Source organism: Paraburkholderia ultramafica, assembly GCF_902859915.1.
GTDB lineage: Bacteria > Pseudomonadota > Gammaproteobacteria > Burkholderiales > Burkholderiaceae > Paraburkholderia > Paraburkholderia ultramafica.
In genome coordinates this window covers 1-1,452 of the sequence record NZ_CADIKK010000137.1, presented here as the reverse complement: position 1 = coordinate 1,452, position 1,452 = coordinate 1, and the positions used below count along the sequence as shown (strand labels likewise).

The window sequence follows — 1,452 nt, the reverse complement described above, 5'->3', positions numbered from 1 at the left end:
TCAGCTAACCGAGGAGACTCGATGCCGTCCGGACGATTTCCTCGACGAACACTTTGACCATTGGATGGTTGCGCTCGCCGCGTCGATAAGCGACGTAGATTTTGCGGCGAACCTCTGGCCTCAACCTTACCCATGCCACGCCGCGCGGCGAGCGTAGCCTCCTGAGTCCGGGGACGATTGACACCGAGCAGCCGGAAGCCACCATCGCTTCGATCATCTCGGATCCACGGCATATGGCGTTGGTCCGAGGCTCGTACCCGGCGCGGCGGCATAAATCGGCGACGTAGCTGCCCAAGGGGCCCCCCCTCGATTCGATTGCCCAGGTTTCGTGCCTGAGATCGGCCAGGCTAAGCGACGGCTTTTTGCTCAGCGGATGGTCAGTCGAGACTGTCACGTACCAGACATCCTCGGCCAGCGGCACAACCGCGACGTTTTCCCGATTATCGCCCGCCACGATTGAGAGATCGTCAATCAACGCGACGTCCGTTCTCCAGGACCGCAGTGCCGCGACCCCGTCAATCGCCTCCAACTCTTCAATTGCGATCTCCAGGCGCGGAAACGCGAGCTGCAGCGCCTTGACCGTGTCAGGGAGTACAACCGAAGCGATCGACGGAAACGCGGCGACGCGCAACTCGCCGGCTATTTCACGCCGAAGCTCCGCCATTTCCGAGCGAGCCTCGTCCAGCACAACCATCATCCGCTCGGCGTACCCCACCAGCGCGTGGCCGGCAGGAGTAAGCCTGACCCTGCGGCCGATGCGCTCCGTAAGCTTGACGCCGGCCTCCTCTTCCAGTTGTGCGATCTGCTGTGACACCGCAGAGGGCGTCAGGGACAGAGCCTCAGCGGCGGCTGCCATCGTGCCGCACCGCGCCAGCTCCAGGAGCGCCCGCAGTCGACCGACCTCCAAAGTATGTGCCTCCCGAAAGAACAGGTTGATTCAACAAAAATTCTAATGTATTGCGTAAAAAACGATAAGTATACGTAAGCATATTTGCCGCCTACGATTGAATCGTCGAACAGCGCCAGAGAACAGCCGTGAGACACATGCGTAGCGCCGCGTCCGGCCAACTGCGTCACTGGTAAGCAACTTCTTGGAGATTATTATGTTTGCCTTCCTTCTCACACGGATTGGCCGCTGGTTCGAGCGTGCAGAACAACGCCGCAATGATGAGTACCTTGCGGGCGCGCGAGACCTTGCCGAGCTCGAACGGCGCATGCGCTCGCTGGAAAGCTGCTGCTGACTGAGGTAATGCTTCCGCGATCAAAGGACCAAAGAGTACGCCGCATCAATCTTTGTGGTCACCGACGGTATCTCCCGTCCGTCGTAATCCGCATGCTGCCATTCGCGCGATGAGGCTGTGGCCGTCCGCAACGGGTCGAGATATGCCGTTTGCATACCCCGTCGCCGACGAAGCGTTGGTCGCTTGCTGGTCGGGCAGCGGTCGGCCAGTT

General features: G+C 60.4%; 3 protein-coding genes. 1 reads left to right on the top strand and 2 read right to left on the bottom strand.

The features are described from left to right. Positions 1–4: 4 nt before the first annotated feature. A complete protein-coding gene (locus tag HV744_RS36540) occupies positions 5–907 on the bottom strand; it encodes a LysR family transcriptional regulator (protein ID WP_175154080.1) in 903 nt (300 codons plus the stop codon). Between the two features lie 196 nt (positions 908–1,103). On the opposite strand from HV744_RS36540, the gene HV744_RS36535 reads away from it, so the two are divergent. After that, positions 1,104–1,241, top strand: coding sequence for a DUF3563 family protein (locus tag HV744_RS36535; RefSeq protein WP_175154081.1), 138 nt, complete (start codon positions 1,104–1,106; stop codon positions 1,239–1,241). Positions 1,242–1,261: 20 nt separating this feature from the next. Here HV744_RS36535 and HV744_RS36990 read toward each other — a convergent pair. Further along, positions 1,262–1,452, bottom strand: a 191-nt coding sequence (locus HV744_RS36990; RefSeq protein ID WP_217469226.1) for a hypothetical protein, incomplete at its 5' end; no start/stop codon positions are given.